The organism is Roseomonas sp. USHLN139 (genome assembly GCF_037145735.1).
Classification (GTDB): Bacteria; Pseudomonadota; Alphaproteobacteria; order Acetobacterales; family Acetobacteraceae; genus Pseudoroseomonas.
This window is the reverse complement of sequence record NZ_JBBCWY010000002.1, coordinates 188,266-213,962: the sequence shown is the minus strand read 5'-3', so window position 1 is coordinate 213,962 and position 25,697 is coordinate 188,266. Positions and strand designations below refer to the sequence as shown.

The 25,697-nt window shown below is 71.6% G+C and carries 20 protein-coding genes; 13 read left to right on the top strand and 7 right to left on the bottom strand.

Annotated features, from left to right (window positions below; all coding sequences use genetic code 11):
* Positions 1-48 precede the first annotated feature (48 nt).
* Positions 49-477, bottom strand: a complete 429-nt coding sequence (locus WFI16_RS08285) for a PaaI family thioesterase (protein ID WP_419897347.1) — start codon at positions 475-477, stop codon at positions 49-51.
* 119 nt (positions 478-596) lie between these two features.
* On the opposite strand from WFI16_RS08285, the gene WFI16_RS08280 reads away from it, so the two are divergent.
* The 9 genes from WFI16_RS08280 (at position 597) to WFI16_RS08240 (ending at position 11,711) form a co-directional block, all read left to right on the top strand.
* Positions 597-2,012 carry a protein adenylyltransferase SelO gene (locus WFI16_RS08280; RefSeq protein WP_419897346.1) on the top strand — a complete coding sequence of 472 codons (1,416 nt, stop codon included), beginning with the start codon at positions 597-599 and terminating at the stop codon, positions 2,010-2,012.
* 108 nt (positions 2,013-2,120) lie between these two features.
* Positions 2,121-3,134: a TRAP transporter substrate-binding protein gene (locus tag WFI16_RS08275; protein WP_419897345.1), complete on the top strand. Its 1,014-nt coding sequence runs from the start codon at positions 2,121-2,123 to the stop codon at positions 3,132-3,134.
* 58 nt (positions 3,135-3,192) lie between these two features.
* Complete coding sequence (locus WFI16_RS08270) at positions 3,193-5,184, top strand: M3 family metallopeptidase (RefSeq protein ID WP_419897344.1); 1,992 nt, start codon at positions 3,193-3,195, stop codon at positions 5,182-5,184.
* A 21-nt stretch (positions 5,185-5,205) separates the two neighbouring features.
* Positions 5,206-6,630 carry a M20 family metallopeptidase gene (locus WFI16_RS08265; protein ID WP_419897343.1) on the top strand — a complete coding sequence of 475 codons (1,425 nt, stop codon included), beginning with the start codon at positions 5,206-5,208 and terminating at the stop codon, positions 6,628-6,630.
* Positions 6,631-6,743: 113 nt separating this feature from the next.
* A complete protein-coding gene (locus WFI16_RS08260) occupies positions 6,744-8,345 on the top strand; it encodes an ABC transporter substrate-binding protein (RefSeq protein ID WP_419897342.1) in 1,602 nt (533 codons plus the stop codon).
* A 122-nt stretch (positions 8,346-8,467) separates the two neighbouring features.
* Positions 8,468-9,028, top strand: coding sequence for a carboxymuconolactone decarboxylase family protein (locus WFI16_RS08255; protein ID WP_419897341.1), 561 nt, complete (start codon positions 8,468-8,470; stop codon positions 9,026-9,028).
* The gene (locus tag WFI16_RS08250) at positions 9,015-9,824 is read left to right on the top strand and encodes an SDR family NAD(P)-dependent oxidoreductase (protein WP_419897340.1); all 810 of its coding nucleotides are present in this window, start codon (positions 9,015-9,017) and stop codon (positions 9,822-9,824) included. The genes WFI16_RS08255 and WFI16_RS08250 overlap by 14 nt, the downstream gene beginning before the upstream one ends.
* A gap of 12 nt (positions 9,825-9,836) precedes the next feature.
* Positions 9,837-10,637: an SDR family NAD(P)-dependent oxidoreductase gene (locus WFI16_RS08245; protein ID WP_419897339.1), complete on the top strand. Its 801-nt coding sequence runs from the start codon at positions 9,837-9,839 to the stop codon at positions 10,635-10,637.
* Positions 10,638-10,742: 105 nt separating this feature from the next.
* The gene (locus WFI16_RS08240) at positions 10,743-11,711 is read left to right on the top strand and encodes a Bug family tripartite tricarboxylate transporter substrate binding protein (protein WP_419897338.1); all 969 of its coding nucleotides are present in this window, start codon (positions 10,743-10,745) and stop codon (positions 11,709-11,711) included.
* A gap of 57 nt (positions 11,712-11,768) precedes the next feature.
* On the opposite strand, the gene WFI16_RS08235 is transcribed toward WFI16_RS08240, so the two are convergent.
* From WFI16_RS08235 to WFI16_RS08220, 4 genes are all read right to left on the bottom strand, one after another.
* The gene (locus WFI16_RS08235) at positions 11,769-13,370 is read right to left on the bottom strand and encodes an ABC transporter substrate-binding protein (protein ID WP_419897337.1); all 1,602 of its coding nucleotides are present in this window, start codon (positions 13,368-13,370) and stop codon (positions 11,769-11,771) included.
* 75 nt (positions 13,371-13,445) lie between these two features.
* Positions 13,446-14,792, bottom strand: coding sequence for a hypothetical protein (locus tag WFI16_RS08230; protein WP_419897336.1), 1,347 nt, complete (start codon positions 14,790-14,792; stop codon positions 13,446-13,448).
* A 95-nt stretch (positions 14,793-14,887) separates the two neighbouring features.
* Positions 14,888-16,141, bottom strand: coding sequence for an MFS transporter (locus tag WFI16_RS08225; protein ID WP_419897335.1), 1,254 nt, complete (start codon positions 16,139-16,141; stop codon positions 14,888-14,890).
* A 150-nt stretch (positions 16,142-16,291) separates the two neighbouring features.
* Positions 16,292-17,935 carry an alpha/beta hydrolase-fold protein gene (locus WFI16_RS08220; protein WP_419897334.1) on the bottom strand — a complete coding sequence of 548 codons (1,644 nt, stop codon included), beginning with the start codon at positions 17,933-17,935 and terminating at the stop codon, positions 16,292-16,294.
* Between the two features lie 117 nt (positions 17,936-18,052).
* Here WFI16_RS08220 and WFI16_RS08215 point away from each other — a divergent pair, with 117 nt between their 5' ends.
* The 4 genes from WFI16_RS08215 to WFI16_RS08200 are packed head-to-tail and all read left to right on the top strand — an operon-like array spanning position 18,053 to position 22,881.
* The gene (locus WFI16_RS08215; RefSeq protein ID WP_419897333.1) at positions 18,053-18,835 is read left to right on the top strand and encodes a DeoR/GlpR family DNA-binding transcription regulator; all 783 of its coding nucleotides are present in this window, start codon (positions 18,053-18,055) and stop codon (positions 18,833-18,835) included.
* Positions 18,836-18,887: 52 nt separating this feature from the next.
* Positions 18,888-20,285, top strand: a complete 1,398-nt coding sequence (locus WFI16_RS08210; protein WP_419897332.1) for an NAD(P)/FAD-dependent oxidoreductase — start codon at positions 18,888-18,890, stop codon at positions 20,283-20,285.
* Positions 20,285-21,481, top strand: coding sequence for an NAD(P)/FAD-dependent oxidoreductase (locus tag WFI16_RS08205; RefSeq protein ID WP_419897331.1), 1,197 nt, complete (start codon positions 20,285-20,287; stop codon positions 21,479-21,481). Before WFI16_RS08210 ends, WFI16_RS08205 begins: the two co-directional genes overlap by 1 nt.
* Positions 21,478-22,881 (top strand): FGGY family carbohydrate kinase, encoded by a 1,404-nt coding sequence (locus WFI16_RS08200; RefSeq protein WP_419897330.1) that lies wholly within the window; start codon positions 21,478-21,480, stop codon positions 22,879-22,881. The genes WFI16_RS08205 and WFI16_RS08200 overlap by 4 nt, the downstream gene beginning before the upstream one ends.
* A 43-nt stretch (positions 22,882-22,924) precedes the next feature.
* Here WFI16_RS08200 and WFI16_RS08195 read toward each other — a convergent pair whose 3' ends face one another.
* Entirely contained in the window at positions 22,925-24,508 is a 1,584-nt protein-coding gene (locus WFI16_RS08195; RefSeq protein WP_419897329.1) for an ABC transporter substrate-binding protein, read from the bottom strand.
* 116 nt (positions 24,509-24,624) lie between these two features.
* Positions 24,625-25,695 (bottom strand): phosphotransferase family protein, encoded by a 1,071-nt coding sequence (locus WFI16_RS08190; RefSeq protein ID WP_419897328.1) that lies wholly within the window; start codon positions 25,693-25,695, stop codon positions 24,625-24,627.
* Positions 25,696-25,697 lie beyond the last annotated feature (2 nt).

Genomic DNA, 25,697 nt, shown 5'->3' with positions numbered 1-25,697 from the left:
GGGCGGTATCCCCCCGCGCAAACCTGCAGGTTTGCGCCCTTCTGTTTCTTATTTAGAAGTCCTGATCACCTTCCAGACGCCATCGGCGGCCAGCACCGTCTCGCCGCGGACGGACAGCACGCCGCGGACGAAGACCACCGAGCGCGCGACGCGCAGCACCTCACCGCGCGCCTCGATGAAGTCGCCCGGCCGCGCCGCGGTGATGAACTGGGTGTTGAGCTGCATCGTCACCGCCGGCTGCCGGCCGGTCGCCTCCCACACCGTCAGGCCCAGCGCATTGTCGATCAGCGTCATCAGCATCCCGCCATGCACGATGCCATGCACATTGCTGTGCTGCGGCCCGGCGAGCAGCCCATAGGCCCAGCCTTCGCTGTCCCGCCTGGCCCAGAGCGGGCCGACCAGATCCGTGAAGCCGCCCGCGTCCCGTTCAGACCATCCCGCCGCCGCCGGATCGAAGGCCGCCGTCTCAAGCTCCATGCGCAATTCCGCTCCGCAGAATATCGTTCCAGCCGCTCGCGGCGAAGTATGGACCCCTCCCCCCCAAGGTCAAGCAGCGGCGGGTTTACGCGCCCATCCGGCGCGCCTAACTGACAGACATGCCCTTCGACGCACGCTTCCGCCCGGCCACCCGCCATGCCCAGCTCGGCGACGAGTTTTTCGACATCGTCGCCGCGGCGGAGTTTCCGCAGCACCGTCTCCGCTTCCGCAACCAGCCCTGGGCGGCGGCGCTCGGCCTGGGCGGCCTGACCGAGGCCGAATGGCTCGATCACTTCGGCCGCTTCCAGCCGCTGCCGGGCAGCTTCGAGAAGCCTCTGGCGCTGCGCTATCACGGCCACCAGTTCCGCAGCTTCAACCCTCAGCTCGGCGACGGCCGCGGGTTCCTGTTCGCGCAGCTTGAAGAAGCGGGTGGCCGGCTGCTCGACCTCGGCACCAAGGGTTCGGGCACCACCCCCTGGTCGCGCGGCGCCGATGGCCGCCTGACCCTGAAGGGCGGCGTGCGCGAGGTGCTGGCGGCGCAGCTGCTGGAGGCGCAGGGCGTCGACACCTCGAAGCCCTTCAGCCTGGTCGAGACGGGGGAGAACCTGGTGCGCCAGGACGAGCCCTCGCCGACCCGCAGCGCGGTGCTGGTGCGGCTGAACCATTCGCATGTGCGGATCGGCAGCTTCCAGCGCCTGGCCTTCAACCGCGACACCGAGGGCGTGCAGCGGCTGATGGACTACTGCCTGGACAACTACCTGCCGGAAGCCGCTGTCCGCGACGCCACCGGCTTCCTGGAGGCCGTGATGCGGCGCGTGGCCAGGACCGGCGCGCAGTGGATGGCCGCCGGCTTCGTGCATGGCGTGCTGAACACCGACAACATCAACATCACCGGCGAGAGCTTCGACTACGGGCCCTGGCGCTTCCTGCCGGCCTACGACCCGAACTTCACCGCCGCCTATTTCGACTATAACGGCCTCTACGCCTATGGCCGGCAGCCGCAGACCCTGCTGTGGAACCTGGCGCGGCTGGCCGAGTGCCTGCTGCCGCTCTCCAGCATGGATGCGCTGCAGGGCGTGCTGGAAGGCTTCGCCACCGCCTTCGAGGCCGAATGGACCCAGGCCTGGCTGCAGCGCCTGGGCCTGCGCAGCCTCGGTCAGGAGGCTGATACCCAGCTCTGCGTGCTGTGGGAGAGTTTTCTGGGCGAAAGCCAGGTCGGCTTCGAGCAGGCCGTGTTCGACTGGCAGGGCGGCCTCGCCAGCGGCGTCCGCGCCGGCGACAGCCCAGCCGCCGCGCATTATGCCGGGGAAGCCTTCGCGCCCTTCAAAGAGCGGCTGCAGGACTACCGCGCGGTCGACACCACCCGGCTCGAGCACCGCTACTTCCAGCGTCCCACCCCCGCCGCCCGCCTGCTGATCGACGAGGTCGAGGCGCTCTGGGCGCCGATCGCCGAGGCCGACGACTGGTCGCTGTTCGAGGCCAAGCTCCTGTCCATCGCCGAGCTGGGCGAGGCCATGGGCACCAGCCGGGCCTGACCTTTCCCCCTTGGAGCGCGGCCGCGACCGGCGCAGTCTGGCGCGGCGCGCGGCCCGGGACTCTGGAAACGCCCGGGCGCGCCAAGAAGCGACCAGGGAAACGACCGGATGACTGACTTCCTGACCCGCCGCCGGATCGGCGCGGCCTCGCTCGGCCTGGCGCTGGCCCTGCCGGCGCTGCGCCGCCCCCTGGCGGCCGAGACGGTGCTGCGCCTCTCCACCAACCTGCCGCCCAGCCACCCGCTGAACCAGCGGCTGATGGAGGCGGCGACGGCCATCGGCCAGCGCAGCGACGGCAAGCTGGAGCTGCGGCTCTTCCCGGCCAACCAGCTCGGCGCCGACACCGACGTGCTGAGCCAACTGCGCTCCGGCGCGGTACAGATGATGACGCTGTCGGGGCTGATCCTCTCGACCCTGGTGCCGGTGGCCTCGCTGAACGGCGTCGGCTTCGCCTTCCCCGACTATCCGACCGTCTGGCGCGCCATGGACGGGGCGCTCGGCGCCTTCCTGCGCGGCGAGATCGCCAAGGCCGGGCTGACGCCGATGACCCGCATCTGGGACAATGGCTTCCGCCAGATCACCTCGGCCGCCAAGCCGGTGGAGAAGCCCGAGGACCTGGCCAATTTCAAGATCCGCGTCCCGGTCAGCCCGCTCTGGACCTCGCTGTTCCGGGCCTTCGGCGCGGCGCCCGCCTCGATCAACTTCGCCGAGACCTATTCGGCGCTGCAGACCCGCCTGGTCGACGGCCAGGAGAACCCCCTGCCCGTCATCGAGACCGCCCGCCTCTACGAGGTGCAGAAGTTCTGCGCCATGACCAACCACATGTGGGACGGCTTCTGGCTGCTGGCCAACCGCCGCGCCTTCGCCGGCCTCACCACCGGCCAGCAGGAGATGGTGCAGCAGGAGCTGGACGCCGCCGCGCTGCGCGAGCGCGAGGATCTGGCGACGCTGTCCACCGCGCTGGAGACCACGCTCTCCGCCCGCGGCCTGCGCTTCAACACCCCCGACCCCGCGCCCTTCCGCCAGAAGCTGCAGCAGGCCGGCTTCTACGAGCAGTGGAAGACCCGCTACGGCGCCGAGGCCTGGGGCCAGCTCGAGGCGGCGGTCGGTAAGCTGGGCTAGTGGACAGGGCGGGCGACGCGGGGGAAATGTGTTCCCCCGCCAGCCCGAGGAGCGTCCCATGGCCGACAACCCCTTCTTCGAGACCTGGGACAGCGCTGCCGGCCTGCCCCCCTTCGCCCGGCTGCGGCCCGAGCATTTCCCCTCCGCCCTGACCGCGGCGCTGGCCGCCCACAGGGCCGAGATCGCCGCCATCCTGGCCAACCGAGATCCGGCCGGTTTCGCCAACACGCTGGAGCCGCTGGAACGCGCCGGGCGCCAGCTGAGCCTGGTCTCCCGCTGCCTGGACACCCTGGCCAGCAACCTGGGCGATCCGGCGATCGAGGCGCTGGAGCTGGAATGGGCGCCGGTGCTGGCCGAGCACGACGCCGCGGTGACGGGGGATGCCCAGCTCTATGCCCGGCTGATGCAGGTGCCGGAGGAAGGGCTGGAAGAGGACCAGCGCCGGTTGCTGGCGCAGCACCGCCGGCAGATGCGCCGCGCCGGCGCCGGGCTGGACGCCCCTGGCCGTGCCCGCATGCTGGCCATCGCCGCCGAGGCCAGCCGGCTGGAGACCGAATTCGCCCAGAACGTGACGCGGGCCGAGCGCGACTGGACCCTGGCCCTGGCGGAGGCCGATCTCGACGGCCTGTCGGCGGATTTCCGCGCCGCACTAAAGGCCGCGGCCGAGGAACGCGGCGAGCAGGGCTGGCTGGTCACCCTGTCGCGCAGCGTCATGGAGCAGTTCCTGGCGCAATCCACCCGCCGTGACCTGCGCCGGGCGGTGCACCAGGCCTGGTCGGTCCGCGCCGCCGAGGCCAATGCCCCGCTGGTGCCCCGCCTGCTGGCGCTGCGGGCCGAGCGCGCCCGGCTGCTCGGCTTCGCCAACCATGCCGAGTATGCGCTGGACGGGTCCATGGCCGGCAGCCCGCAGGCGGCCATGGCCCTGCTGGAGAAGCTCTGGGAGGCCGGCCGCGCCCGCGCGCTCGCCGAGCAGGCCGAGCTGCAGGCCCTGGCCGATGCCGACGGGCTGGGCGGGCCGATCCAGGCCTGGGACTGGGCCTTCTACGCCGAGCGGCTGCGCCAGGAGCGCCACGGCATCGACGAGGCGGCGCTGAAGCCCTACCTGCCGCTGGACCGCGTGCTGGAGGCCGCCTTCGACACCGCGCATCGCCTGTTCGGCGTCCGCTTCACCGAGCGGCCCGACCTGCAGGCCTGGCACCCGGATGCGCGCAGCTTCGCGGTGACCTCGGGCGAGGCCACGCTCGGCCTCTTCGTGATGGACAATTATGCCCGGCCCGGCAAGCGATCCGGCGCCTGGATGTCCAGCCTGTCGGATGCGGCCGCGCTGACCGGCGCGAAGGCCGTCGTCACCAACGACAACAACATCGCCCGCGGCAACCCGACGCTGCTCAGCTGGGACGATGCGCGCACCGTCTTCCACGAGCTCGGCCATGCGCTGCACGGGCTGCTCAGCACGGTGCGCTATCCCTCGCAGTCGGGCACCAATGTCGAGCACGACTTCGTCGAATTCCCCTCGCAGGTGCTGGAGAACTGGCTGGCGACGCCGGCCGTGCTCGACCGCCATGCGCGGCATGTCGAGACCGGCGCGCCGATCCCCGCCGCGCTGCGCGACGCGGTGCTCGGCGCCCGCAACTTCAACCAGGGTTTCTTCACGACGGCCCTGGTGGGCTCGGCGCTGCTGGACATGGCGCTGCACAGCCTGGACGATCCCGCGGGCCTCGACCCTGCCGCCTTCGAGGCCGCTTTCCTGACCGACAGAAGAATACCGGAGGCGGTGGGGCTGCGGCATCGCACGCTGCATTTCAGCCATCTCTTCGGCGGCTCCATGTATGCCGCCGGCTACTACGCCTATCTCTGGGCCGAGGTGCTGGATGCCGACGGTTTTGCCGCCTTCGAGGAATCGGGCGATGTCTTCGACGCTGAGCTGGCCGGGAAGCTGCGCGCCATCTATGCGGCCGGCGGCGCGCGCGATCCCATGGCGCTGTATCTGGACTTCCGCGGCCGACCGCCGCAGGAAGACGCCCTGCTGCGGGCCCGCGGCCTGATCTGAGACACCGGAGAGAACGTCGTCATGCAGAACACCCCCGATATCTGGACGCTGGTCGAGGCCAGGCGCGAGGCCATGGTGGCGCTGGCCGACCGCGTCTGGGAGACGCCCGAGGTGCTCTACACCGAGGCGCGCTCCGCCGCCGCCCATGTCGAGGAGCTGCAGCGCCAGGGCTTTTCGGTGCGCCAGGGTGTTGCCGACATTCCCACCGCCATCCTGGCCGAGGCCGGCGAGGACGGCCCGGTCATCGCCATCCTGGGCGAGTACGACGCCCTGCCCGGGCTGAGCCAGCAAGCCGGCATCGCCGAGCACCGCCCGGTCGAGGGCCAGGGCGGCGCCGGCCATGGCTGCGGCCACAACCTGCTGGGGGCCGGCGCCATGCTGGCGGCGACCGCGGTGAAGGACTGGCTGGCGGCGCAGGGCATCAAGGGCCGCGTCCGCTACTACGGCTGCCCGGCGGAAGAAGGCGGCGCCGGCAAGACCTTCATGGTGCGCGCCGGGCTGTTCGACGACGTGGATCTCGCCATCACCTGGCACCCGGATTCCTTCGCCGGCGTCGCCCCCGCCATTGCTCTCGCCAACACCCGCGTCGACTTCACCTTCACCGGCCGGTCCAGCCATGCCGCCGCGGCGCCGCATCTGGGCCGCTCGGCGCTGGATGCCGTCGAGCTGATGAATGTCGGCGTCAACTACATGCGCGAGCACATGAACAGCGAGGCGCGCGTGCATTACGCCGTGCTCGATGCCGGCGGCATCGCGCCCAATGTCGTGCAGGGCCGCGCCAAGGTGCGCTATGCCGTGCGCAACACCGATCTCGCCGGGATGCGCGCCCTGGTCGAGCGGGTGCGCAAGATCGCCGAGGGCGCCGCGCTGATGACCGAGACCAAGGTCGAGATGCGCATCGTCGCCGCCTTCTCCAACCTGATGGGCAACCGGGTGCTGGAACAGGCGATGCAGGCCGAGTTCGACCGGCTGGGCGCGCCGGAGTTCGACGAGGCCGACCGCGCCTATGCCAACCAAATCCGCGCGACGCTGGACCCGGAGGACATCCGCGCTGCCTTCCGCGGCGCCGGCCTGCCCTTCGATGGCGAGATGGCGCTGTGCAATACCGTCGTGCCGCTGGACGCGCCGCGCAAGCCGATGGTGGGCTCGACCGATGTCGGCGACGTCTCCTGGGTGGTGCCGACGGTGCAGGCGCATGGCGCGACCTGCGCGGTGGGCACGCCGTTCCATTCCTGGCAGCTGACCGCCCAGGGCAAGAGCCCGCATGCGCACAAGGGCATGGTGCATGTGGCCAAGGTGATGGCGGCCACCGCCGTCGCCGCGCTGCAGGACCAGGGGCTGATCGCCCGCGCCAAGGCGGAACTCGCCGAGCGCCGCCAGGGCGAGGCCTATGTCAGCCCGATCCCGGCCGAGATCCCGCCGCCGCTGGACATGGCCAAGGGCTGACACGCGCCGCGGGGCTTTCCTGAGCGCCCCTGCGCGGTGCATGCTGCGCGCAACGCGGGGCGGACCAACGAGTCCGCCCCCGACGGGAAAAAAGCCGGTCGAGGGAGTGTGCCATGGAGCGCCGTGCCTTCCTTGCCTCCGCCGCTGCCGCCGCCCTGGCGGCCCCCCTGGCAGCACCGCGCCTCGCCGCCGCGCAGAGCGGCCCCGGCAGCCGCGTGCTGCGCTTCATCCCCGAAAGCGACGCGACCGTCCTGGACCCGGTCTGGACCACGGCGACGGTCACCCGCAACCATGGCTACCTGGTCTTCGACACGCTCTATGGCCAGGCGGATGACTTCTCGATCCAGCCGCAGATGGTCGAGGGCCATGTCGTCGAGCAGGATGGGCTGCGCTGGACGCTGACGCTGCGCGAGGGCCTGCGCTTCCATGACGGCGAGCCGGTGCGCGGGGTGGATTGCGTCGCCAGCATCCGCCGCATCGCCGCCCGCGACGCCTTCGCCGCCGCGCTGATGGCCGCGACGGAGGAACTGTCCGCGCCGACCGACCGCACCATCGTCTTCCGCCTGAAGAAACGCTTTCCACTGCTGCCGAACGCGCTGGGCAAGACCGGCACCTCGATGCCGGCGATGATGCCGGAGCGGCTGGCCAGGACCGATCCCGGCACCCGCGTCACCGAGATGGTCGGCTCCGGCCCCTTCCGCTACCTGGCGCGCGAGCATGTCGACGGCGCCTTCTCCGCCTATGGCCGCTTCGAGGGCTACCAGCCGCGCCAGGGCGGCTCGGCCAGCTTCACCGCCGGGCCGAAGCAAGCGCATTTCGACCGCATCGAATGGCGCATCATCCCCGACCCGGCGACGGCGGCCGGCGCCCTGATGAATGGCGAGGTTGACTGGTGGCAGCAGGCGGCGATCGACCTGCTGCCGATGCTGTCGCGCGGCAACCGCTTCTCCACCATGGTGCAGGATGTCAGCGGCAATCTCGGCACGCTGCGCTTCAACCACCTGCTGCCGCCCTTCGACAATCCGGCGATCCGCCGCGCGCTGCTCGGCGCCATCAGCCAGGCGGACTGCATGCAGGCCATCGCCGGCAGCGATGCCAGCCTGTGGAAGGATGGCGTCGGCCCCTTCCCGCCCGGCACGCCGCTGGCCAACAGCGTTGGCGTCGAGGCGATCAGCGGGAAGCGCGACTATGACAAGGTGAAGCGCGATCTGGCGGCGGCGGGCTACAAGGGCGAGCCGGTGGTGATGATGGTCGCCGGCGACTATCCGGCGCAGAGCGCCATGGGGCTGGTCGCGGCGGATGCGTTGAAGCGCGGCGGGCTGAATGTCGACCTGCAGGTGCTGGACTGGGGCACGGTGGTGCAGCGCCGCGCCAAGAAGGACGCGCCGCAGGCCGGCGGCTGGAATCTCTTCATCACCTTCCTGACGGGGACGAATAATTTCGACCCGGCCAGCCATCTCGGGCTGCGCGGCAATGGCGCCGGCGCCTGGTTCGGCTGGCCGACCCTGCCGCGGCTGGAGGCGCTGCGCCAGGACTGGTTCGACGCGCCGGACCTCGCCGCGCAGAAGCAGGTGGGCGAGGCGATCCAGCGGCAGTTCTGGGAGGACGTCCCCTATCTGCCGCTCGGCGTCTACTACCAGCCGACCATTTTCTCGAAGCGGCTGATTGGGCTGCGCAGCGGCTTTCCCCAGTTCTACGACGTCCGCTGGGGCTGATCCGCCGAGGGCGGGAAAGGCGCGCGCCGGGCCAGCCTCGTTGACGGCTGGCCGGGCTTGGTGTTCCGTGGATCGCAACGCCGCGCGGCACGCGACGCGGCGAGATGGGGAGGAACACGCCCTTGGCCCGCATCGCCTATGCCGATCCGGATCGGCCCGAGACGCGCCCGCTCGTCGACCGCATCGTGCGGGAGCGCGGCTCCGTCCTGCATCTCTATGCCATGCTGCTGCACAGCGCGCCGGTCGCCGAAGGCTGGCTGCGCTACCTGACCGCCATCCGCCATGAATGCGCCCTGCCGGGCCGCCTGCGCGAGATGGTGATCATGCGCATCGCCCATCTGAACGCCGCGCCCTATGAGGCGGCGCAGCACGCGCCGATCGCGCTGAAGGAAGGTCTCAGCCAGGACCAGGTCGAGGCACTGGTCGACTGGCGCGCGCAATCGGGCCTGTTCGACGCCACCGAACAGGCGGTGCTGGCCTATTGCGACGCCATGACCCAGCATGTCCATGTCCCCGAAGGCGTCTTCGAGGCGCTGCGCCCGCGCCTGGAGCCGCGGCTGCTGGTCGAGCTGACGGCGACGGTCGGCGCCTACAACATGGTCTCCCGCTTCCTCGAAGCGCTGGGGATCGATGCCGCCGATCCGCTGGCGCAACCGAAGGCGCCCTCTGATGGGCAGGCTTGAGGGCAAGGTCGCCATCGTCACCGGCTGCGGCTCGCAGGGGCCGGGCTGGGGCAATGGCAAGGCGATCGCGGTGACCTTCGCGCGCGAGGGCGCCAGCGTCTATGGCGTCGAGCGCAACACCGCCGCGGCGGAAGAGACGGCGCGGTTGATCGAGGCGGAGGGAAAGAAATTCGCCTTCGGCATCGGCGACGTCACCGACAAGCCGAGCGTCGAGGCGCTGGTCGCCGACTGCGTCACGCGCTTCGGCCGTGTCGATATCCTGGTCAACAATGTCGGCCTGTCCCGCCCCGGCGACCCCGCGACGATGAGCGAGGAGGAGTGGGACGCGCAGATCGACATCAACCTGAAAAGCGCCTTCCTCTGCTGCAAGGCGGTGCTGCCGCTGATGGCAGCGCAAGGCTCGGGCGCCATCGTCTCGATCGCCTCGACGGCGGCGATCCGCTACACCGGCAAGCCGCAGGCCGGCTATGCCGCCGCCAAGGCCGGGCTGGTGCAGTTCAGCCGCGTCGTCGCCGTCGACTATGCCCGCCGCGGCGTGCGCCTGAACTGCGTGCTGCCGGGGCTGATGAACACGCCGCTGGTCGAGAAGCTGGCCGAACAATTCGCCAGCCGCGAGACCGGGATGGATCGCGACGCCTTCTTCCAGCGCCGCCACGACCAGGTGCCGATCGGCCGCATGGGCGAGGCCTGGGACGTGGCGAATGCCGCGCTGTTCCTGGCCTCCGACGAGGCGAAATACATCACCGGCACCGAGCTGCTGGTCGATGGCGGACTATGCGCCGCGGTGCGCGGCTGAGGGAGAGGCTTGATGCTGCGGCTGGACGGCAAGGTGGCGCTGGTGACGGGGGCGGGCTCGGCGGGGCCGGGCTGGGGCAATGGCAAGGCGACGGCGGTGCTGCTCGCCCGCCAGGGGGCCAAGGTCTTCTGCCTGGACAACCGGATCGAGGCGGCGGAGGAGACGCTGGGCCTGATCCGCGGCGAGGGCGGCGAGGCGCGCGCCCATGTGGCCGATGTGACGCTCGCGGCCGAGGTCGAGGCTGCCGTCGCCGCCTGCGTCGCGGCCTTCGGCGGGCTGGACATCCTGGTGAACAATGTCGGCGGCTCGCATCCCGGCGGCGCCGAGACGATGGACGAGGCCGACTGGGAGCGGCAGATCGACTTCAACCTGCGCAGCGCCTTCCTCGGCTGCAAGTATGCGCTGCCGCATCTGAAGGCGCGCGGACGCGGCGCCATCGTCAACCTGTCCTCGATCGCGGCGCTGCGGATGAGCGCCGAGCGCCCGCACATCGCCTATAGCGCGTCGAAATACGGCATCATCGCACTGACCAAATCGGTTGCGATGGAGCATGCCAAGGCCGGCATCCGCTGCAACACGGTGATCCCCGGCCTGATGCACACGCCGCTGGTCGAGCATCGCCTGGTGCGCCAGCTCGGCGCCAACGACGCTGCGGCACTGATCGCGAAACGCGATGCGCAGGTGCCGATGGGCAAGATGGGCGATGCCTGGGACATCGCGCATGCCGTGCTGTTCCTGGTGTCGGACGAGGCCAAGCATGTGACCGGCACGGAGTTGCTGGTCGACGGTGGCATCGGCGCGGCCATGCCCTAGAAAAAAGAGGGGGGTCTGGGGGAATTCCTTCCCCCAGCCTTGCTGTCTTCCTCCATGCTCGTTCCGGACCTGCCGCAGAGCGGGCCTTGTCGGAGGAAGTTCACGATGGATTTGACCCGCCGCGCCCTGGCGCTGGCCGGCGTCGGCCTGGCCATGCCTGCCTTGGCCCAGCCGCGTTTCCCCAGCCGTCCCATCACCATCACGGTCCCCAGCCCGGCGGGCGGCGGCACCGACTATGCCGCGCGGCTGATCGCCGAGCCGCTGGGCCAGATCCTCGGCCAGCCGGTGGTGGTCGAGAACCGCCCGGGCGGCAATGACGTCGTCGGCCTGATGGCGGTGGCGCGGGCGCAGCCGGACGGGCATGCGCTGCTGATGGGCTATTGCGGCACCATGGCCGGGCGCGCCGCCATCGGCGGGACGGGCGGCATCAGCACCACCAACGACTTTCTCCCCATCGGCCAGGTGTCGGACACGCCGCAGCTGATCGTGGCGCACCCATCCCTGCCGGTGAAGACGCTGCCGGAGCTCGTTGCCTATGCCAAGGCCAATCCGGGCAGGATCAGCTACGCCTCGGCCGGCAGCGGCTCGATGCATCATCTGGGGACGGAGCTTTTGAAGTCGCGCGCCGGCATCGACATGCTGCACGTGCCCTATCGCGGCACCGGCGAGACCATCAGCGACCTGATCGCCGGCCGCGTGCAGTTCTACATGAACTCGCCGCCGCCGCTGGTCAGCCTGCTGCGGGATGGCAAGCTGCGCGGACTCTGCGTCAGCTCGAACGAGCGGCATCCGGGACTGCCGGATCTGCCCTCGGCCGCCGAGGCGGGGTTCCGGGACCTGCCGCTGAACGTCTGGTTCGCGGTCTTCGCGCCGAAGGACGTGCCCGCCGAACTACGCCAGCGGCTGACCGAGGCGCTGCAGAAGACGCTGCAGGACGAGAACCTCAGACGGCGCGCCTTCGAGGCAGGGTCGCTCGTCAACTTCGCCACGCCGGAGCAGACAAGCCAGCGCCTCACCAACGAAGTAAGAAACTGGCAGGCAGTGGCGCAGCATGCGAATATCAGGGCAGAATAAGGAAGCAAGGCTGGGGGAATGAATTCCCCCAGGCCCCCTTCTTTTTTCTGTCGGTTTTTAGGCGCGCTTCAGGTTCCAGGCGATCGCGAAACCGCCGACGCGATCCTTCAGGGAACGGTTCACCGCGGTCAGGCTCTTGTAGGCGCCGACCGGGATGTAGGGCAGCTCGTCCATGACGACGCGCTGCATGTCCTCGGCGATCTTCTTCTGCGCGGCCAGGTCGGGCGCCAGGAACCACTCGTCGCGGAGCTGCTCCAGACGCGGCACCTCGGGCCAGCCGACCCAGGCCTGCGCGCCATTGCCGCGCAGCGGGAAATGGCAGGACGGATCGACGAAGTCGAAGGAGGAGAAGCTGGTGAACAGCATGCTCCAGCCGCCCTTCTCCACCGGCTCGCGCGAGGTGCGGCGCTGCACCACCGTGCCCCAGTCGCCGAAGGCGATGTCGGCATTCATCCCCAGGCGCCGCACCAGGTCGGCACCCACCTGCGACATGGCCGAGGGCGCCAGGATGTCGGTCGGGCCGATCAGCCGCATCGGCTGGTTGGTATAGCCTGCCTCCTTCAGCAGCGCCTTGGCGCGGTCCAGGCTGCGCGGGCCCAGCAGCGGCTCCAGCCCGACCTTGTTCGCCAGCGGCGTGCCGGGCGTGAAGACGCCGACATCGTCATTGTACAGCGACGGCTCGGGCCCGACGATCGCGCTCATGAAGTCGGACTGGCTGATCGCCGGCAGCAGCGCCTGGCGCACCTTCTTGTCGTTGAAGGGGCCGTGCAGATGGTTGAAGCGCAGCACGCCGACCAGCGGCAGCGGATCGATCTCCTCGATCGCCAGCTGGCGGTTGCGCTTCAGCAGCGTCTGGATCTCCGGCGGCGGCTGCTCGAACCAGTCGATCTCGCCGGTCTGCATCGCCGCCGCGGCGGTCGAGGCATCGGTGATGATGTTCCACTCGACCCGGTCGAAATGCACCAGCTTCGGCCCGGCCGTCAGGCTCGGCGTGCCATTCGGCGTCGGGCTGTAATCGGCATTGCGCTCATAGGCGACGAAGCTGCCCGAGTTGAACTCGTCCGCCTTGAAGCGGAACGGGCCGCAGCCGGTGGTGTCGCGGATCTGCGTGAAGGCGTCGGTCTTGGCCAGCCGCTCCGGCAGGATGAAGGCCGGGCTGTTGCTGACCTGCGCCAGCGCCGAGAGCAGCATCGGGAAGCGCTGCTTCATGCGGAAGCGCACGCGGCGATCGTCGACCGCCTCCAGCGCGTCCACGAAGGTCGCCAGCTTCTGGCCGACCGGGCTGCGCTTCATCCAGCGCTGCAGGCTGGCGACCACGTCGGCGGCGCGAACCGGCTCGCCGTCATGGAATTTCGGGCCCTGGCGCAGCGTCAGCGTCACCAGCTTGCCGTCATTCTCCTCGACCACGCCCTCGGCCAGCTGCGGCCGCGGCACGAAGCTGCTGTCCATGCCGTAGAGCGTGTCATGGATCATGTAGGCGTGGTTGCGGGTGATGTTCGCCGTGGTCCAGATCGGGTCCAGGCTGGTCAGGTTGGCCTGCGGCACCAGCTTGAGCACGCGGTTGCGCGCCGGCTGAGCAAGGGCGACGCGCGACAGCCCCGCGCTGCCGGCAAGACCGGCGGCGGCGGCGCCCGCCAGCAGGCTTCGACGATGCAGCATGAGGCTCTCCTATCCGTGATGTAATCTGGCGCGCAGAAGAGCGCAGCTGCCACCGGCTTGGCAAGCCCTGCGTGGTCAGGCCGCTTCGCAGACCTGCGGCAGCCCGGCACGAAGGTCGAGCTCCCGCCAGCTGGCGGCATGCGCCGCAGCGGCATCCGGCATCGCCGGCAGCGACGCTGTAGCCCGCGCCTCCAGCGCTGCCGCCTCCGCCCAGCAGGCATCCATGACCGATTGCTGCTCGGCGAGGGGTGCGGCCAGCACGGCCTCGATGCGCGCGCGGAAATCGGCTTCCAGCGCGTCCCGCTGCGGCGCGAAATCGGCAAGGATGGCGGCGAAGTCGCCCCGCTCGGCGGCGCGGTGCAGCATCTCGTGGCGCCACCACAGGCTGGTGGCGTCATAGCTCTCGCCGGCGCGCGCGGCGTCTTCCGGCAGCACCAGCCCGGGCAGCACCGGCTTGAAGATGGACAGGCAGGGCGCAGAGCTCGCCGTTGCCCAATGCAGCACGCGCCCGTCGCCGCGCAGCTCGGAGACCATCGAGGCGGTGCTCTGCGACCGCCGCAGCCCCTCCCCGGCATGCATGCAGATGCTGCGGCCCTGCAGATGCGCCGGGTGCCAGCGCGGATCGGCCTCCGCGGCGGCGCCGTGGTCGCGCAGCGCGGCCATCAGATGCGCGGTCGTCAGCCGTGGCGCGTTGCGCGCCAGCACTTCGGTGGCGCGGCTGCAGGGGGCGCGGCCCTGGCTGACCGCGTCGCGCTCCAGGCTGAGATAGCTTGCCGCGACGTCGAGATCCTCGAGCGAGCTGCAGAAGCCGGCAGCGCGGGCATGCTCCAGCAGCCCGCCGCCGGCGCGCCAGATCGCGCCGCGGCCGATCGAGAAGGCGTTGGACAGGGCGCGAAAGCCCGACACCCGCTCCACCGCCCAGAACTGGCCGATGGTCTCCAGCACATAGGCTTCCCGACGATCGGCGATGATGAAGCCGTTATCATAGAAGTGCTCGTGCAGATGGCCGCAGGGGCCGCCCTGGCCATGCGCTTCCAGCAGGCGGGTGATCACCTCCACGGCCCCGGCGGCGGTCGCGGCCCGTTCCAGCCCCAGCCGCACCAGGTCCATCCCGATCAGCTTCTTCTCGGTGCCCGGCGCGATGGTCGCGACCATGGCCTCGTTGCCGATGACCACGCCATGCTCATTGGCGCCGATCTCCGCGCCCCAGCACCAGAAGGGGCGGCTGAGCAGCGTGGCGTGCGTCTCGGCGACCTGGGGGATGTCGATATAGGTGCAGCGCAGCCGGCTGCCCGCCGCATGCGCCGCGCGGGGAAAGGCCGCGAAAGGCTGGCCCTCGTTGCGCTCGCGGTCGCTGTTCTTGGCGAAGATCACGGCGCCCGACAGGGTCACGGGGGGCAGGGCCACCATGGTGTCGCACATGCGGGCAGGCTCCTTCGGCTGTCAGAGGCGGCACTCTGCCACGCGCCGCGCCATCCGCAAGCCGCGCGCGGCGTCCGGATGGCAGGGCGATGCCGTCAGCCGGCCGGCGGCGCCACCGGCTTCAGCCGCGACAGCCAGGCGGCGCAGGCGATCGCCAGCACCATGCCGCCGGCGATGAGGGAGACCACGCCCTCCCAGCCCCAGCCCGACCACAGCCAGCCGCCGGTCGAGCCCAGCAGGCTGGCGCCCATGTAGCAGGAGAACAAATAGAGCGAGGAGGCCTGCGCCTTGGCGCGGAGGGCGCGGCGGCCGACCCAGGCGCTGCCCATGGAATGCGCCGCGAAGAAGCCGAAGGTGGTGATCGCCAGACCGGCGACGGCCGCCGGCACCGTCGGGACCAGCGTCACCGCCAGGCCGAGGATGGCGATGCCCAGCGCGATCCAGAACAGCCGCGCCCGCCCCAGCCGGTCGCCGAGCGCGCCCACGACGGTCGAGCTGCCGATGCCGACGATATAGACGGTGAAGATCAGCCCGATCAGCGTCTGGCTCAGCCCCAGCGGCGGCGCCATCAGCCGGTAGCCGATGTAGTTGTACAGCGTCACCAGGCCGCCCATGATCAGGAAGCCCTCCAGGAACAGCACGCGCAGCCCGGGCTCGCGCAGATGCGTGGCGAAGCCGCTCGCCAGCGCGCCGATGTTCAGCGGCCGCGGCGCGAAATGGCGCGACGGGCGCAGGTTCACCAGGAACAGCAGCGCCGAGACCAGCCCCAGCACCCCCATGAAGCCCATGGCGTGGTGCCAGGAATAATGCTCGCTCACCAGCCCGACGCCGACCCGCCCGGCCATGCCGCCCAGCGCATTGCCGCTGATATAGAGGCCCATCGCCAGGCCGATCGAGCGCGGATGCACTTCTTCCGCCAGATAGGCCATGGCCGCCGCCGGCAGGCCCGACAGCGCCAGCCCCTGCAGCGTGCGCAGGACCAGGAAGCTCTCCCAGGAGGGGGCGAAGGCGGAAGCCAGGGTCAGCGCCGAGGAGGCGAAGACCGCGCCCACCATCAGCGGCTTGCGGCCGACGGCCTCCGACAGGCTGCTGGCGATCAGCGTGCCGAAGGCCAGGGCGATCGAGGGCAGCGACAGCGACAGCGAGGCGGCCGCCGCGCCGATGCCGAATTCACGCGAGAAGGCCGGCAGCAGCGGCTGCACGCAATAGAGCAGCGCGAAGGTGGCGAAGCCGGCGCAGAGCAGGGCGATGCTGGTGCGGGTGAACTCCGCCGTGCCCTGCTGGATATAGGGGGTCTCGACGGGCGGGCTGGCGGCGATCGGGGTGGCGGCGGTGGTCGAGAGCGACATGCGGGGCAGGGTCCTGGGGAAAACCGGCCGCCTCTCTCCCCTCTTGGCATCGGCCTTGCCGGCCGCGCCCCAGGATCAAACCACTTCCGTCACCCCCCGTCATTCATGCTGCACCGCAAAATAATTCGGCGCTTCCGAATGATCCCGGCCTCACGCCCGGAACAGCGTCTGCAGGCCGAGCGCCAGCGTGGCGCGCCAGGCGATATAGTCATGGCCGCTGGCCCATTCGCGGTGCGTCAGCGGATAGCCGCGGGCGCGCAGCACCATGGCCATGTGCCGGTTGCTGTCGACCAGGCTGACCCGCCCGGGCCGGCCGCGCTCGAAGCTGCCGGCCTCCAGGTAGAAGCGCAGCGGCAGCCGGGCGGAAGACGCATAGTGCTCGATGAGCCATTCCGGCGGCGCCCCCTCCGGCGACCAGCCGTAGCTGCCGGACTGGCTGAGCACATTGCCGAAGACCTCGGGATGGCGGAAGGCGGCGAAGGCGGCGGCGATGCCGCCATAGCTGGCGCCGCCGATGACGACCTGCGCCGGGTTCTCGGTCAGCCGCAGCTGCGCCCGCGCCCAGGGTAGCATCTCCTCCACCAGGGCGGCGGCGAAGCGCGGATTGGGCGGCAGCTCGCGGTCGCGGGCATCGCCCGGCCCGTTGCCGACGAACAGCGCGGCGACCGGCGGGATCTCGCCGGCGGCGATCAGGTTGTCGAGGATGGTCGGCGTCGGGACGATATCGAGATAGGCATCGCCGTCGAACATCACCAGCAGCGGCAGCGGCGCCTGGGCCGCGGCGGCCGGGCTGTAGAGCGCCAGCAGCCGGGTATTGCCCAGCGTCGGGCTGGTGAAGCGGCGGCGCCAGACCTGGCCCTCGGCGACGCCCGGGCGGCGCGCCAGCCAGGGGGAGGCTGGCGCGTCCTCCAGCTCCAGCACCGACGAGGAGGTGTAGCGGTCGCGCCGCGGATCGGCCGGCCACCAGGGGTGCGGGTTCAGCGGATCGGCCTGGGCGGTGGCGGGGACCGCGCCGCGCCAGGCCTCGGCCTCCTCGGGCAGTTCCGGCACGTCGGGCGCCAGCTGGTAGGTCAGCCGGGTGCCGGGCGGCACGGCGACGGTCAGGAACCACAGATCGGTCCCCGGCATCCGCGCCAGCGGCGGCAGGTCGCGGCTGGGGCCGCCGGAGAGCCGGACATTCCGGGTCGCCGCCCCGCGCCACAGGAAGGAGACCCAGGCGCCCTGCCCGTCCGCGCGCTTCTCGATCAGCGGCGCGCCCTGGCGGGCGATCTCGGCCCAGAAGCGGGTCATCTCGGAGGCCGCATCGGCACCGTCGCGCAGCGCCTGGCGCAGCGCCTGCAGCCGCGGGCTGTCCAGCGGCGCCAGCGCGGGATCGGGCGCCACCTGCTGCGCCCGCGGCAGGATGCGGGTGATGCCGAGGCCGGCCTCGGCCGCGGCGCCGGCAAACAGCCGCAGCCGGTACGCGCCCTCGGCCGGCGCGACGAACTGGAAGGACAGCGGCCCGCCGCCGGGGATGGCCAGCCGGCGCAGCGGCGCCTCGCTGCCCGGGGCCAGCAGATCCAGCCCCGGCCCCTCGACCAGCGGGTCGGTGCCGCGGGTCAGCAGCCCCGCGACATAATCGCCCGCCTGAAGCGGCAGCAGCAACTCGCGGCGCTCGCCGGCCTCGAGCCGCAAGGTCGCCGTCTCGCCGACCTGCAGGGCCGCCGCGATGCCCTGGGCCACCGCGGGGGCCGCCGCCGGCAGCAGCCAGGGCATCGCCAGCATGCCGCGCCGCCCGAATTCCCTGCCTGTCATCCGTCCGATCCGCCGGTGCTGCCCTGGCGGGCATACTCCCCCGCCCGGCCACCCCATGGCAATCGGCGCAAAAGCTGGCAGAAGGGCAGCGGAGCCCAGCGAGGAGACAGGCCGGCCATGCGCCTGAGTGCACGACGCGACCGCATCGTCGAACTGCTGATGCAGCACCAGCGGATGACCGTGGAGGAGCTGGCGCAGCAGCTCGCGGCCTCGCAGGAGACCATCCGCCGCGACCTGACCGAGCTCGCCGCGCGCAACCGGCTGCGCAAGTTCCATGGCGGCGCCACGCTGCCCGACAGCATCGGCGAGGGCGCCTTCCGCAGCCGCATGGTGGAGAACCTGGACGCCAAGCGCGCCATCGCCCGCCGCGCCGCTGCCCTCTTCGCGCCCGGCGATTCGCTGTTCGTCGACACCGGCTCGACCACCATCGCCTTCGCCAGCGAGCTGGCCCAGGCGAGCGACGTCACCGTCATCACCAATTCGGTCGGCATCGCCCAGGCGGTCTCGCGCAGCGGCGCCAACCCCACCTACCTGCTGGGCGGCGAGCACCGGCACGAGGCGGGGGAGAATGTCGGCTCCCTGGTGCTGCAGCAGCTCGCGGGCTTCAGCCCGCGCCATGCGGTGCTGACCGTGGGCGGGCTCGGCCCCAAGGGCATCGCCGATTTCGACCTGGCCGAGGCGGAGATCGCCCGGACGATGATCGCCCGCGCCGCCGAGGTCACGGTGCTGGCCGATGCCTCCAAGCTGGGGCGCGAGGCGCTCTTCTTCCTGTGCGGGCTGGAGCGGATCGCCCGCCTCGTTACCGACCGTCCGCCACCGCCGCCGCTGGCCGAGGCCCTGGCGCAGGCGGGCGTGGCGGTGCTGCTGCCGTCTGACCGAAAATCTGCCAAAATCGACTGAACGGGCATTTTAGGGGCGTGTATTTTGGCCGAACGGTCATATACCTTGTCCCATGACCCTGCCCTCCGATGCTCCCTGCGATATCGCCGTGATCGGCGCCGGCGTGGTGGGCTGCGCCGTCTTCCGCGATTTCTGCCTCACCGGCCAGCGGGTGGTCCTGCTGGAGCGCGGCGCCGACATCCTCTCCGGCGCCAGCAAGGCGAACAGCGCGCTGCTGCACACCGGCTTCGACGCGGTGCCGGGCAGCCTGGAATCGCGGCTGATGCAGGAGGGCGCCGCGCGCTACCGCCGCCTCCACCAGGGCCTCGGCCTGCCGCTGCTGCCGACCGGCGCCGTGGTGGTGGCCTGGAACGACGCCGACGAGGCCGCGCTGCCGGGCATCCTGGCGCGCGGCCAGGCCAACGGGGTGCATGACGTCCGGCCGATGCCGGCGGCGGAGCTGCAGGCCCGAGAGCCGCATCTGGCGGCCGAGGCGCGCGGCGGCGTCTGGGTGCCGGGGGAATCGGTGATCGATGCCTGGTCGGCGCCGCTGGCCTATGCGCTGCAGGGAATCGCCGCCGGCGGCCGGGTGCTGCGCCGCGCCGGTGTCCGCGGCGGGCGGCGCGACGCGGCCGGGCTCTGGCACCTCGACACCGCCGCCGGCCCGGTGGCGGCGCGGGTGGTGATCAACTGCGCCGGCAACCAGGGCGACATTGTCGAGGCCATCGCCCGCCCCAGCCCCTTCGAGATCCGCCCGCGCAAGGGCCAGTTCGTGGTGCTGGACAAGACCGCCCACCGCCTGGCGCAGGCGATCATCCTGCCGGTGCCCAACGAGCGCACCAAGGGCGTGGTGATCAGCCGCACCGCCTTCGGCAACCTGCTGGTCGGCCCGACCGCCGAGGAGCAGGAGGACCGCGAGCGCGCCGCCACCGACAGCGCGGCGCTGGAGGCACTGCTCGCCCAGGGCCGCCGCATGATCCCGGCGATCGCCGAAGAGACGGTGACCGCCACCTATGCCGGGCTGCGGCCGGCCACCCAGTTCAAGGACTACCAGATGGAGGCGCTGCCGCGGGAGGGCTGGATCAGCATCGCCGGCATCCGCTCGACCGGGCTGACCGCCGCCCTCGGCATCGCGGCGGAGGCGCGCCGCCTGCACGCGGCGCATTTCGCCGCCCTGCCGGAGATCGAGGAACCCGAGGGCCCGGTCATGCCGAACCTGACCGAGGCGCTGCCGCGCCCCTGGCAGCAGCCCGGCCGGTCGGAGATCGTCTGCCATTGCGAGATGGTCACCCGCCGCGAAATCGAGGCCGCCTTCGAGGGCCCGTTGCCCGCCGGCGACCTCGGCGGGTTGAAGCGCCGCAGCCGCTGCATGATGGGCCGCTGCCAGGGCTTCTACTGCACCCGCCGGGTGATGGAGATCGCCGCGCCGCATCTGCCGGAGCTGGTCGCCCCGGCCGGGGGTGCCGGCTGATGGCGCCGATCGTCATCATCGGCGCCGGCCCCGCCGGGCTGACCGCCGCCCGCCACCTGGTCGCCGGCGGCGCCCGCGACGTCACCATCCTGGAGCGCAACCCGGAAGCCGGCGGCCTGCCGCGCTTCTGCGGCCATCTCGGCTGGGGGGTCCTCGACTACCACCGCCTCTGGCGCGGCCCGGCCTATGCCCGCCGGCTGGTGCAGGACGCGCGCGGCGCCACGCTGCGCACCCAGGTCTCGGTGACCGCGCTGGGGCCGGGCGGCGTGCTGGAGCTCGCCACCCCCGAGGGCCGCGAGACGCTGACGCCCCGCGCCGTGCTGCTGGCCGCCGGCATCCGCGAGACGACGCGCGCGGCACGCCTGATCGGCGGCACCCGCCCCTGGGGGGTGGTCAGCACCGGCGCCTTCCAGGAGATGGTCTATGCCGGCGGGCAGCTGCCCTTCAGGCGCCCGGTGGTGCTCGGCAGCGAGCTGGTTAGCTTCTCCGCCCTGCTCACCGCCCGCCATGCCGGCATCCGCCCCGTCGCCATGATCGAGGAAGCCGCCCGCATCACCGCCCGCCGCCCCGGCGACCTTTTCGCGCGTCATATCCTGGGCGTGCCCGTGCTGACGCAGACGAAGCTGGTCTCGATCGAGGGCACCGGACGTGTCGACGCCATCATCGTCGAGGAGAACGGCGTCCCGCGCCGCATCGACTGCGACGGCGTCATCGTCACCGGCCGCTTCGCCCCCGAGGCCGCCCTGCTGCGCGGCGGCCACCTGGCGCTCGACCCCGCCACCGGCGGGCCGCAGATTGATTCCTTCTATCGCACCTCCGACCCGGCGGTCTTCGCGGCGGGGAATGTGTTGCGGCCGGTCGAGCATTCCGGCCAGGCCGCCGCCGAGGGCGCCGCCGCCGCCGCCGCCCTGCTGCGCGACCTCGCCGGCACCCTGCCCGCCCCGGCCGAGGCCATCCCGGTCACCCCGGCCGGCGCCCTGCGCTATGTCTATCCGCAGCGCGTCTTCCGCGATGCCGGCGCCATCACCCTCCATGCGCGCGCGGCGACCGCGCATCGCGGCACGCTCCGCCTGAAGGCCGAGGGAAGAACCCTGGTCGAGCGCCGCATCGACGCCCTGCCCGAACGCCGGATCACCCTGACCATCCCCGCGGGCGCCCTGAAGGATATCGGCCGGGTGGCGCTGGAACTGGCATGAGCAACGGCATCCTCGCCCTCGACCAGGGCACCACCTCCTCGCGCGCCTATCTCTGGCGCGACGGCGCGCTGCGCCTGGTCGGCCAGCACCAGCACCGCCAGATCCGCCCCGCCCCCGGCTGGGTCGAGCATGATGCGGAAGAGATCCTCGGCCACCTGCAGGCCCTGGTCGAGGCCGCCGGGCGCTGCGCCGCCGCGGGGCTGGCCAACCAGGGCGAGACCGTCATCGCCTGGGACGCGGCCACCGGCCGCCCGCTGCACCACGCCATCGTCTGGCAGGACGAGCGCACCGCGCCGCGGATCGCGGCGATGCGCGCCGGGGGCCTGGAAGCCCTGACCCTGGCCCGCGCCGGCCTGCCGCTCGATCCCTATTTCGCCGCGGGCCGGATGCGCTGGCTGCTGGACCACGCCGAGGGCGCCCGCGACCTGCACCGCCAGGGCCGCCTCCGCCTCGGCACCAGCGATGCCTTCTTCCTGGCCCGCCTGACGGGGGTGGCGGCGACCGACATCGCCACCGCGTCGCGCACCAGCCTGATGGATATCCGGACCGGCGCCTGGGATGCCGAGCTTTGCGCGGCCTTCGGCGTGCCGATGGAATGCCTGCCCGCCATCCGCCCCAGCGCCGGGCATTTCGGGACGCTGGCCAACGGCACCCCCGTCACCGCCAGCCTGGTCGACCAGCAGGCGGCGCTCTACGGCCATGGCTGCCACCGTCCCGGCGAGTTGAAAATAACCTTCGGCACCGGCGCCTTCGCCCTCGGCCTGACCGAGGCGCTGCCGGAGGCCGGGCAGCCGGACGGGTTGCTGCCCACCCTGGCCTGGCAGGTCGCCGGGGAAGCGCCGCGCTATGCTCTCGATGGCGGCATCCTCACCGCCGGCGCCGCCGTCGAATGGCTCGGCACCCTGGGGCTGCTGGAAGGCGGCCATGCCGGCCTCGACCATTTCGAGGGGCCGCACGCCATCGAACGCGGCCTCGCCTTCGTCCCGGCGCTGGCCGGGCTCGGCTGCCCGCATTGGGATCGGGCCGCGCGCGGCTGCTTCCTCGGCCTCGGGCTGGAGACCGACAAGGCGCTGCTGCGCCGCGCCGTGCTGGAAGGCATCGCCTTCCGCGCCGCCGAGCTGGTGCGCGCCTTCGAGGCCCGCCTCGGCCCCGCGCCACGCATCGCCATCGATGGCGGGCTGAGCCGCAGCGGCGGCTTCACCCGCTTCCTCGCCGCCGTGCTCGGCCGGCCGATCGAGGTCGCGGGCTCGGCCGACATGACGGCGCTGGGGATGCTGCGGCTGTGCCGGGCCGATCTACCGCCGCCGGCCAGCCGCACCGTCGATGCCCCGCCGCTGCCGCCGGCGCTGCACGAACGCTTCGCCCGGGCGGTCGAACTCAGCAGAGGCTGGGCAGCCTGAAGTCCGCAAGTCCCTGCCGCCGGTGGCGGCAGGGACCGCCCCGTCAGCCGCGCTTCACGTTCCAGAAGGTCGCGAAGCCGGGCAGCACCCCCGTCAGGTTCGCGCGGAAGGCGGTCGGCTGGATGTACTGGCCGAAGGGCAGGTAGGGCACGTCGACGAAAGCCTGGCGCTGGATCTCGGCGGCGACCTTCTGCTGCGCGGCCAGGTCGGGCGCGGCGAACCACTGGCCGCGCAGCTCCTCCAGCCGGTCGCTCTTCGGCCAGCCGAAGAAGCTGGCATTGCCGCGCAGCAGCAGATGCCCGGCCGGGTCCAGATGGTCCAGCCCGCCCCAGCTGGAGCAATAGGCGCTCCAGCCGCCCTTGTCGGTCGATTCCCGGTTGGCGCGGCGCTGGATGACGGTGCCCCAGTCCAGCGCCTGGTAGTCCACGGCCAGCCCGGCCTTCTGCATCATGTCGGCCGCGACGTCGCAGGCATTCTTGACGTTCGGCACATCGGTGCCGGCGAGCAGCACCACCTTCTCGCCCTTGTAGCCGGCGGCCTCGATGGCGCGCTTCACCGCGGCCAGGTCGCGCGGGCCGTTCAGCACCTCCATCCCGGCCTCCGAGGCCATCGGCGTGCCGGGGCAGAAGACGCCGACGCCGGTGCGGTACATCTCGGGCAGGGCGCCGACCTGCGCCTCCATGAAGTCCTTCTGCACCACCGCGCCGAGCAGCGCGCGGCGGATCGCCACATTGTCGAAGGGCGTCGTCGTGGTGTTGAAGCGCATCGTCGGGATCATGCCGGTGGGATCGGTGACCTCGACCTTCACCTCGCGCCCGCGCTTCAGCATCGGCAGCAGGTCGTGCAGCGGGTATTCCCACCAGTCGGCCTCGCCGCTGCGCAGCGCCCCGGCGGCGGTCGAGGCGTCGGGCACCACGTTCCACTCGACCCGGTCGAAATGCACGACCTTGGGGCCGCCGGTCCAGCCGGGCTTGCCGTCCTCGCGCGGCCTGTAGTCGGAGAACTTCTCGTAGACCACGCGCGCGCCCGGCACCCGCTCATCCGCCTTGAAGCGGAAGGGGCCGGAGCCGACCATCTCGGTCACCTGGGTGAAGGCATCGGTCTTCGCCAGCCGCTCCGGCATGATCGCCGGCATTAGCGAAGGCGCCTTGCCCAGCGCATAGGGCAGCAGCGGGAAGGGCGTCTTCAGCCGGAAGCGCAGCGTGCGGTCGTCGACGGCGGCGAGCTCATCCGTGGCGGCGAAGAGCGCCGCGCCAAAGGCGTCGCGCTTGCCCCAGCGCTGCAGACTGGCCACGCAGTCGCGCGCCAGCACCGGGCTGCCGTCATGGAAGCGCAGGCCGTCGCGCAGGCGGATGGTCCAGACCTTGCCGTCGGCCTCCGACACCGCGCCCTCGGCCATCTGCGGCACCGGGCGCAGGTCGGCATCCAGGCCGAACAGCGTGTCGAAGACCATGTAGCCATGGTTGCGGGTGACATAGGCCGTGGTCCAGATCGGGTCCAGCGCCGCCAGATCGGCCTGCGGGATGAACTTCAGCACCCGCTGCGACGGCGACTGGGCCAGGGCGGGGCCGGCCAGCGGCGCGGCAAGGGCGGCGGCCCCGGCCGCGAAGAGGCTGCGGCGCTTCATCGGAATCATTGCACATCCTTGGACTGCGGCAGGTCGATGCCGCAGGCTAAGGTCCCGATGACCGATCGGTCAATTTACAATGACCATTTCCGGGCGTTTTTGGGCGACCGGCCTGCCTATCCGCCAGGATCAAGGCGCTGCGCGATGCCCCAGGCGGTCTCCGCCATGCCCCGGTAGCGCTCGCGATAGCCGATGGCGCGCGGATCGGCGGCATTGCCGTCCAGCGCCCGCCGCCAGACGCCGGCGACGATGGAGGCCAGCCGGAACATCGAGAAGACCACGAAGACATCGAGCCCCTCGGGCTCGGGCCGCCCCGCCGCCGCGCAATAGGTGCGGACGAAGGCCGCCTGGTCGGGAATGCCCGTCCCGGCGAAGTCGGTGCCCGCCAGCCCGGTCACCCCGCTCGGCCCCGGCGCCATGTGATAGGTCAGGCAGGCATAGCCGAGATCGGCCAGCGGATGGCCGAGCGTCGCCAGCTCCCAGTCCAGCACCGCGACGATGCGCGGCTCGGTCGGATGCAGGATGACATTGCCCAGGCGGTAGTCGCCATGCGCGATGGCGGTCTCCTCCCCGGCCGGCAGGTGGCGCGGCAGCCATTCGGCCAGCCGGTCCATCGCCGGCATCTCCTCGACCTTCACCGCCTCCCATTGCCGGGTCCAGCGGGCGACCTGGCGCTCCATGTAGCGGTCAGGCCTGCCGAAATCCGCCAGCCCCGCCGCCTGCCAGTCGACCTTGTGCAGCGCCGCCAGCACCCGGGCGAGATCCGCATAGACGGCCGCGCGCTCCGCTGGCGTGCCTTCCTTCATCACCCGGTCGGCGAAGATCCGCCCGGGCACATGGTCCATGACGAAGAAAGAAGTGCCGATGATGGACTCGTCCTCGCAGAGCAGCCGCACCCGCGGCACCGGCACGCCGCTGCCGGCCAGGGCCTGCATGGCGCGATACTCGCGCTCCACCGCATGGGCGCTGGGCAGCAGCTTGCCCGGCGGCTTCTTGCGCAGCACGTAGTCGCCGGCCGGCGTCGCCACATGGAAGGTCGGGTTCGACTGGCCGCCCTGGAACTGGCGGATGGTCACCGGCCCGTCGAAGCCGGGCAGCCTGCCGCGCAGATGGCCGGCCAGGGCGGCTTCGTCGAAGCGGTGGTTCTCCAGCACCGGCACCAGGGCCGGCGCGCCGGCATCGGCCATGC

Excerpts from the sequence above, each read along its gene's own strand:
- WFI16_RS08195 (WP_419897329.1), bottom strand. The coding sequence starts at position 24,508 with ATGAAGCGCCGCAGCCTCTTCGCGGCCGGGGCCGCCGCCCTTGCCGCG.
- WFI16_RS08245 (WP_419897339.1), top strand. The coding sequence starts at position 9,837 with ATGCTGCGGCTGGACGGCAAGGTGGCGCTGGTGACGGGGGCGGGCTCG.
- WFI16_RS08275 (WP_419897345.1), top strand. The coding sequence starts at position 2,121 with ATGACTGACTTCCTGACCCGCCGCCGGATCGGCGCGGCCTCGCTCGGC.
- WFI16_RS08230 (WP_419897336.1), bottom strand. The coding sequence starts at position 14,792 with ATGTGCGACACCATGGTGGCCCTGCCCCCCGTGACCCTGTCGGGCGCC.
- WFI16_RS08220 (WP_419897334.1), bottom strand. The coding sequence starts at position 17,935 with ATGACAGGCAGGGAATTCGGGCGGCGCGGCATGCTGGCGATGCCCTGG.
- WFI16_RS08280 (WP_419897346.1), top strand. The coding sequence starts at position 597 with ATGCCCTTCGACGCACGCTTCCGCCCGGCCACCCGCCATGCCCAGCTC.
- WFI16_RS08265 (WP_419897343.1), top strand. The coding sequence starts at position 5,206 with ATGCAGAACACCCCCGATATCTGGACGCTGGTCGAGGCCAGGCGCGAG.
- WFI16_RS08260 (WP_419897342.1), top strand. The coding sequence starts at position 6,744 with ATGGAGCGCCGTGCCTTCCTTGCCTCCGCCGCTGCCGCCGCCCTGGCG.
- WFI16_RS08270 (WP_419897344.1), top strand. The coding sequence starts at position 3,193 with ATGGCCGACAACCCCTTCTTCGAGACCTGGGACAGCGCTGCCGGCCTG.
- WFI16_RS08205 (WP_419897331.1), top strand. The coding sequence starts at position 20,285 with ATGGCGCCGATCGTCATCATCGGCGCCGGCCCCGCCGGGCTGACCGCC.
- WFI16_RS08200 (WP_419897330.1), top strand. The coding sequence starts at position 21,478 with ATGAGCAACGGCATCCTCGCCCTCGACCAGGGCACCACCTCCTCGCGC.
- WFI16_RS08225 (WP_419897335.1), bottom strand. The coding sequence starts at position 16,141 with ATGTCGCTCTCGACCACCGCCGCCACCCCGATCGCCGCCAGCCCGCCC.
- WFI16_RS08285 (WP_419897347.1), bottom strand. The coding sequence starts at position 477 with ATGGAGCTTGAGACGGCGGCCTTCGATCCGGCGGCGGCGGGATGGTCT.
- WFI16_RS08210 (WP_419897332.1), top strand. The coding sequence starts at position 18,888 with ATGACCCTGCCCTCCGATGCTCCCTGCGATATCGCCGTGATCGGCGCC.
- WFI16_RS08190 (WP_419897328.1), bottom strand. The coding sequence starts at position 25,695 with ATGGCCGATGCCGGCGCGCCGGCCCTGGTGCCGGTGCTGGAGAACCAC.
- WFI16_RS08215 (WP_419897333.1), top strand. The coding sequence starts at position 18,053 with ATGCGCCTGAGTGCACGACGCGACCGCATCGTCGAACTGCTGATGCAG.
- WFI16_RS08240 (WP_419897338.1), top strand. The coding sequence starts at position 10,743 with ATGGATTTGACCCGCCGCGCCCTGGCGCTGGCCGGCGTCGGCCTGGCC.
- WFI16_RS08250 (WP_419897340.1), top strand. The coding sequence starts at position 9,015 with ATGGGCAGGCTTGAGGGCAAGGTCGCCATCGTCACCGGCTGCGGCTCG.
- WFI16_RS08235 (WP_419897337.1), bottom strand. The coding sequence starts at position 13,370 with ATGCTGCATCGTCGAAGCCTGCTGGCGGGCGCCGCCGCCGCCGGTCTT.